The 6,373-nt window shown below is 72.1% G+C and carries 6 protein-coding genes; 4 read left to right on the top strand and 2 right to left on the bottom strand.

Annotated elements, in window-relative coordinates; all coding sequences use genetic code 11:
• Positions 1-614: 614 nt before the first annotated feature.
• From AB0D85_RS36815 to mug, 3 genes are all read left to right on the top strand, one after another.
• Positions 615-1,340 (top strand): GntR family transcriptional regulator, encoded by a 726-nt coding sequence (locus tag AB0D85_RS36815; protein WP_362330082.1) that lies wholly within the window; start codon positions 615-617, stop codon positions 1,338-1,340.
• A 101-nt stretch (positions 1,341-1,441) separates the two neighbouring features.
• On the top strand, positions 1,442-2,887 hold the full coding sequence (gene purB, locus AB0D85_RS36810) for an adenylosuccinate lyase (protein ID WP_362330079.1): 1,446 nt from the start codon (positions 1,442-1,444) through the stop codon (positions 2,885-2,887).
• A complete protein-coding gene (mug, locus tag AB0D85_RS36805) occupies positions 2,884-3,438 on the top strand; it encodes a G/U mismatch-specific DNA glycosylase (protein WP_362330100.1) in 555 nt (184 codons plus the stop codon). Before purB ends, mug begins: the two co-directional genes overlap by 4 nt.
• A gap of 25 nt (positions 3,439-3,463) precedes the next feature.
• On the opposite strand, the gene AB0D85_RS36800 is transcribed toward mug, so the two are convergent.
• Positions 3,464-4,174: an ABC transporter permease gene (locus AB0D85_RS36800; protein WP_362330076.1), complete on the bottom strand. Its 711-nt coding sequence runs from the start codon at positions 4,172-4,174 to the stop codon at positions 3,464-3,466.
• A gap of 2 nt (positions 4,175-4,176) precedes the next feature.
• Positions 4,177-5,100 (bottom strand): ATP-binding cassette domain-containing protein, encoded by a 924-nt coding sequence (locus AB0D85_RS36795; RefSeq protein WP_362330073.1) that lies wholly within the window; start codon positions 5,098-5,100, stop codon positions 4,177-4,179.
• A gap of 109 nt (positions 5,101-5,209) precedes the next feature.
• Between AB0D85_RS36795 and AB0D85_RS36790 the strand changes: the two genes are divergently transcribed.
• Complete coding sequence (locus AB0D85_RS36790) at positions 5,210-6,364, top strand: histidine kinase (RefSeq protein WP_362330070.1); 1,155 nt, start codon at positions 5,210-5,212, stop codon at positions 6,362-6,364.
• Positions 6,365-6,373: the final 9 nt, after the last annotated feature.

Here is a 6,373-nt window from a genome sequence, read left to right as displayed (position 1 = left end):
CTGCGAACTCGGCCTCCCATGCCGCTCATTGTCGGGAATGTGATCGACACCGAACGGCTCGACCTTCGTGACCGCGCTGCCGTACACCGGCGCCGGTGTTCCTTCTGTCATGCGGTGCTCCTGCTCTTGCTACGGGAGGAACGTCACCACGGCGAAGGTGCCGTGAGCGAGATGTCTGACATGGGCGGGGTCGAGGAGACGGAACGAAGGACGGATGTGCGGTCAAGAGTGTGGGTCATGGCGGTCCCATCCGGTCAGCTCTTGCATGGCAGAGGACGGTAAGTACACCGCACAACCGTGTCAACACCCCCGACAGAAAAGCTCGATCGCCCCAGGTGGGCGCGTCAAATGCACAGGTCATGCTTGTTTCCGCGAGGTGAACCCTTGACGGGTCCGATCCGCACTCCTAGCCTCCGTTGCATGGCACAGCCGGAGGGAGGGGGCTCGATGCCCACATCTCCTCGGGATGACCGAGGACGGCCGGGCAACACGAGCGGGGAAGGGGCCGGTGATCCGTTCGTCCGGAGGTCATGAGCGGCCCTTGCATGGCAGGCCGGCCGGTACCGTCGCAGGCGGTTGACGTCGCGCCGGGGACCGCACTACGTTCACGTACCATGCAAGAACCCAGCGGTCGGGCGCGGAAGCCGCTCCAGCAGACCAGCATGCAGGCCCGCGTCGCCGAAGAGCTGCGGCAGATGATCATCACGGGTGAGCTGCCGCCGCGGTCCAGCCTGTCCGAGATGGCGCTGTCGGAGACGTTCGGGGTCAGCCGTACGCCCATTCGCGAGGCTCTGAAGCAGCTGCAGATCGAGGGGCTGGTGGAGGTACGGCCACGGGTCGGCACGTTCGTCGCGGTGCCCTCGCGGCGGGAGATCACCGAGCTCTTCCAGATGAAGGAGCTGCTGGAGGGCGCGGCGGCCCGGCTGCTGGCCTTCCGGGGCAACGTGCCCGAGGTGACCCGGCTGCGGGACAACATGCGCGAGGCCGACGAGGCGGTGCGGGCGGGCGACGCCGAGGGGTACGCGCGGCTGGTGCACGAGTTCCACGACCTGATCGTCGTAGGCGCCGACAACACCAAGCTGGAGGCGCACTACCGCACCCTGATGAACCAGCTCGCCTACGCGCGGCTGGTCCGCACCTCGCTGGCCCAGCCGGGGCGGCTGACCGAGTCCGACCACGAGCACCACCGGGTGCTGGACCTCGTCCTCGCCAAGGACGGCGACGGCGCCGAGCGGGTCATGCGCGAGCACGTCCGGCGCAGCCATCAGGCGCTGCTGGCCGGGATGGACGAGCGGGAACGGGCGGAGGGGGACGCGGGCAGAGCCGGTTCGGCGGGGTGAGCAGCCGGGGCCGGGTCGGTCCGCGCCTCGCCCCTCACCTGCGCGTCCGACTCCGTGGACGCTTCCGAGGCCCTGCCCGGTGCCAGGTAAACTCCGTTCACGTGACTTCAGCCGCACCCGCCAAGCCCCGCATCCCGAACGTCCTCGCCGGACGCTACGCCTCCGCCGAGCTCGCCACGCTCTGGTCGCCCGAGCAGAAGGTGAAGCTGGAGCGGCAGCTCTGGCTCGCCGTCCTGCGGGCCCAGAAGGACCTCGGGATCGAGGTGCCGGACGCGGCGATCACCGACTACGAGCGGGTCCTCGACACCGTCGACCTGGCCTCCATCGCCGAGCGCGAGAAGGTCACGCGCCACGATGTGAAGGCGCGCATCGAGGAGTTCAACGACCTCGCCGGGCACGAGCACGTGCACAAGGGCATGACCTCCCGCGACCTGACGGAGAACGTCGAGCAGCTGCAGATCCGGCTCTCGCTGGAGCTGATGCGCGACCGCGCGGTGGCCGTCCTCGCCCGCCTCGGCAAGCTGGCCGGCGAGTACGCCGAGCTGGTCATGGCCGGCCGTTCGCACAACGTGGCCGCGCAGGCCACGACCCTCGGCAAGCGCTTCGCGACCGCCGCCGACGAGCTGCTCGTGGCGTACGGCCGGGTCGAGGAGCTGCTCGGCCGCTACCCGCTGCGCGGTATCAAGGGCCCGGTCGGCACCGCGCAGGACATGCTGGACCTGCTGGGCGGGGACGCGGCGAAGCTCGCGGAGCTGGAGGACCGGATCGCCGGGCACCTCGGTTTCTCGCAGGCGTTCACCTCGGTCGGCCAGGTGTACCCGCGCTCGCTGGACTACGAGGTCGTCACCGCGCTCGTACAGCTGGCCGCCGCTCCCTCCTCCCTGGCCAAGACGGTCCGGCTGATGGCCGGGCACGAGCTGGTGACCGAGGGCTTCAAGCCGGGCCAGGTCGGTTCCTCGGCGATGCCGCACAAGATGAACACGCGGTCCTGCGAGCGCGTCAACGGCCTCATGGTGATCCTGCGCGGCTACGCCTCGATGACCGGGGAGCTGGCGGGCGACCAGTGGAACGAGGGCGACGTGTCCTGCTCGGTGGTGCGCCGGGTGGCCCTGCCGGACGCCTTCTTCGCGCTCGACGGCCTGCTGGAGACCTTCCTGACGGTCCTCGACGAGTTCGGCGCGTTCCCGGCCGTGATCGCCCGTGAGCTGGACCGCTACCTGCCCTTCCTCGCCACCACCAAGGTGCTGATGGGTGCGGTGCGGGCGGGCGTCGGCCGTGAGGTCGCGCACGAGGCGATCAAGGAGAACGCCGTCGCCACCGCGCTCGCGATGCGCGAGCAGGGCGCCGAGCGCAACGACCTGCTGGACAAGCTCGCCGCCGACGAGCGGCTGCCGCTGGACCGCGAGCAGCTCGCCGCCCTGATGGCCGACAAGCTGTCCTTCACGGGTGCGGCGGCCGCGCAGGTCGGTGTCGTCGTCGGCCGGATCGAGGAGATCGCCAAGCAGCACCCGGAGGCGGCCGGCTACACGCCCGGAGCGATCCTCTGACCCGCTTCACGGCGGCGGAACTGGAGGCCGCCCGCGACCGTCTCGTCCCGGACGTGATCGCGGACGGCCTGCACGTCCTGTTCTGCGGGATCAACCCCGGCCTGATGACGGCGGCGACGGGGCACCACTTCGCCCGTCCCGGCAACCGCTTCTGGCCGGTGCTGCACCTGTCCGGCTTCACACCGAGGCTGCTGAAGCCCGCCGAACAGGGCGAGTTGCTGTCGTACGGCCTCGGCATCACGAACGTGGTGGCGCGGGCGACCGCGCGGGCCGACGAACTGACGGCCGAGGAGTACACCGAGGGCGGACGGCTGCTGACGGCGAAGGTGACGCGGGCGCGGCCGAGGTGGCTGGCGGTGGTGGGCGTGACGGCCTACCGGGCCGCCTTCGACGACCGCAAGGCCCAGGTGGGGGTGCAGCAGCGGACGATCGGGGACACGCGGGTGTGGGTGCTGCCGAACCCCAGCGGTCTGAACGCGCACTGGACGGCGACGACGATGGCGGAGGAGTTCGGCCGCTTGCGGGAGGCGGCGGAGGGCCCGCGAGGGTGACGTTCCCGTCTCCCGGCCCCTGCCGTCAGGCATCCCGCCGCCGGACGCACCACGCTCCCGCCACCAGCGCGGCACCGGCCCACGCCGCCGTCACCGCAAGCCCGCTCCACGGCCCCAGGAGCCCGTCCCACGAGGTGTGCAGCACCACCTGCCCCGCTCGGTCCGGCAGCACGTCCGCCACGGAACCGGACATGTCCCCGATCACGAACGACACGATCAGCAGAAACGGGATCAGGACGCCGAGCGTCGCGGTCCCGCTGCGCAGTACGGCCGCACATCCCGCCGCGAACAAGGCCATCAGCGTGAGATAGACACCGCAGCCCAGCGCGCCGCGCAGTCCGTCCGACCAGGCCGGACGGTCCGCCCCGAGCAGGAACCTGCCCAGCACAAGGGTGACCAGGCCGGTGACCAGCCCGACGGCGAGCACCGGCAGCGCGATCGCCGTGACCTTCGCCGCGTACCACCGCAGCCGGTCGGGCACGGCGGACAGGGTCAGCCGCAGCGCACCGCCCCGGAACTCGGCGGAGACGGCCGTCGCGCCGAAGGCGACCGCCGCGATCTGCCCGAAGGACACGCCGAGGAACGCGGAGAAGAGCGGGTCGGAGTCGTCGGCTCCGTTCGCGGCGAGCCCGGAGAAGGCGGTGGTCGCGAGCAGGACGGCGCACAGACTGCCCAGGAGCGGGCGGAGCGTCCGGATCTTGATCCACTCGGCGCGCAGGACGGGTGGGACGGGCATGGTCAGGCTCCCTGGTGGTGGTGTGCGGCGAACTCGGTCTCCGTCGACGTCAGGTCGAGATAGGCCTGTTCCAAGGTGGCCTCCTCCTGGGCGAGTTCGAGGACGGGGACGGCCGCGTCGGCCAGCAGGCGGCCGAGGTCCTCCACGCGCGCGTGCCGCACGGTCCAGGCGCCGTCCGCACTGCGATCCGCCGCGTATCCGTGCCGGGCGAGCAGGTCGCCGAGGCGTTCGTCGGCACCGGTGCGGATCCTCGTTCCGGGCCGTACGCGCGCGTGGACGAAGTCCCGGAGCGGGGTGTCGGCCAGGAGCCGGCCGCGGCCGAGGACGATCAGGTGGTCCGCGAACGACGACGTCTCGTTCATCAGATGGCTGGAGACCAGGACCGTGCGCCCCTCCGCCGCGAGTCGGCGCAGCAACCGGCGGATCCAGACGATGCCTTCGGGGTCGAGGCCGTTGGAGGGCTCGTCGAGGAGCACCACCTCGGGGTCCCCCAGCAGGGCTGCGGCGATCCCGAGCCGCTGCCGCATGCCCAGGGAGTACGTCCGTACCCGGCGCCGGGCGGCGGGGGCGAGGCCTGTCTCTTCCAGTGCCTCGTCGACCCGGCGGACCGGGATGCGGTTGCTCGCGGCGAGGGCGCGCAGGTGGTCGCGTCCGGTGCGGGAGCCGTGCGCGGCGTCGGCGTCGAGCAGGGCGCCCACCCGGCGCAGGGGCTCGCGGAGTTCGGGGTAGGGCCGGCCGCCGACGGTGGCGGTTCCGGAGGTGGGGTGGTCGAGGCCGAGGACGAGGCGCAGGGTGGTGGACTTGCCGGCACCGTTGGGGCCGAGGAAGCCGGTGACCCGGCCGGGGCGGACGGTGAAGGTGAGGCGGTCCACGGCCCGGCGTCCGCCGTACTCCTTGGTGAGGTCGTGCACATCGATGCTGGTCATGGTCAACACCCTGACCGTTCAAGGGGGTTGGGGTCCTCCCCCGTCGGTGGGGATCGTCTCCCCCGTCCGGGGGAGGGCCGTTGTCGGTGCGGGCTGTCAGGCTGTCCGTGTGACCCGCTTTCTGCGCCCGCTGCTACGGGGGACGACGTACACGCGCCTGCTGCATCTGTGGGTGCCGTTGCTCGTCGTCGCCCTGTGGCTCTTCGTCGACCCGTCGACGCCGTGGGTGCCCGCGCTGGTACTGATTCCGGTCGGGCTGATCCCCGCCGTGCGCCGGGGCGAGGGCGTGCAGGCGCGACTGCTGCTCACTCCCGGTGAGGAGGACTCGGGGATCTCCGAGACGCCGTCGGCGACCTGGCGGGACCGGGGGCGCACGGTGCTGTGGCTGGAGGCGCGGATGGTCCTCGGTTCGGCGGGTGCGCTGGTCTCGGTGTGGCTTCCGGCGATCGCGTTCGATCTCGCCCGGCTCGCGGCGGGACAGCAACCCGGCGACATTCCGCTCCTCGACGCCCTACGGCCGCACTGGGCGTACGCCCTGCTGGTGCCGCTCCCCCTGGTCGCCCTGTACGGAGCGGTCGTCGGGTTCGGGCAGCTGATCACCGCGCTGGCCCGGTCGCTGCTCGGTCCGTCGGCCGCCGAGCGGCTCGCGGCTCTGGAGGAGCGCACCGAGCACCTGCTGGAGCGCACGCGTATCGCGCGCGAGTTGCACGACTCCATCGGGCACGCCCTGACGGTGGCGGTCGTGCAGGCCGGGGCGGCCCGGGCGGCGGGGGATCCGGAGTTCACCGACCGGGCGCTGGCGGCCGTCGAAGAGACCGGCCGGAGTGCGCTGGAGGATCTGGAACGCGTACTGGGCGTGCTGCGGGAGTCGCGGCGGCCGGTGAGCGGGCGGCCCACGCTCACCGACGCCGACCGGCTCCTGGAGTCCGCACGGGCCTCGGGCGCCAAGGTGGATGCCGAGGTCGTCGGCCCGCTGGAGACGGTGCCCGGTCCGGTCTCCCGGGAGGGCTACCGCATCCTCCAGGAAGCACTGACCAACGTGCTGCGGCATGCGGGAGCCGTGCCCGTGCGGGTCCGGGTGACCGTGGCCGACGGGGTTCTCGCACTGGAGGTCCGCAATCCGCTCACCGCGGCAACACCCGGGCCCGGGCGGGGCAGCGGACTGCGCGGGATACGCGAGCGCGCGGCCCTGCTCGGGGGCCGCGCGCACACCGGACCGTACGAGGGCGACTGGCAGGTGCACGCCGAGCTGCCGGTGCGCTGATCTACGCTG

This window comes from Streptomyces sp. NPDC048277 (genome assembly GCF_040652235.1).
Taxonomy (GTDB): domain Bacteria; phylum Actinomycetota; class Actinomycetes; order Streptomycetales; family Streptomycetaceae; genus Streptomyces.
This window is presented reverse-complemented; position numbering and strand designations above follow the sequence as displayed.

What these genes read in the sequence shown, in the direction of transcription:
- AB0D85_RS36815 (WP_362330082.1), top strand. Translation starts at nt 615, where the DNA reads ATGCAAGAACCCAGCGGTCGGGCGCGGAAGCCGCTCCAGCAGACCAGC.
- AB0D85_RS36800 (WP_362330076.1), bottom strand. Translation starts at nt 4,174, where the DNA reads ATGCCCGTCCCACCCGTCCTGCGCGCCGAGTGGATCAAGATCCGGACG.
- AB0D85_RS36795 (WP_362330073.1), bottom strand. Translation starts at nt 5,100, where the DNA reads ATGACCAGCATCGATGTGCACGACCTCACCAAGGAGTACGGCGGACGC.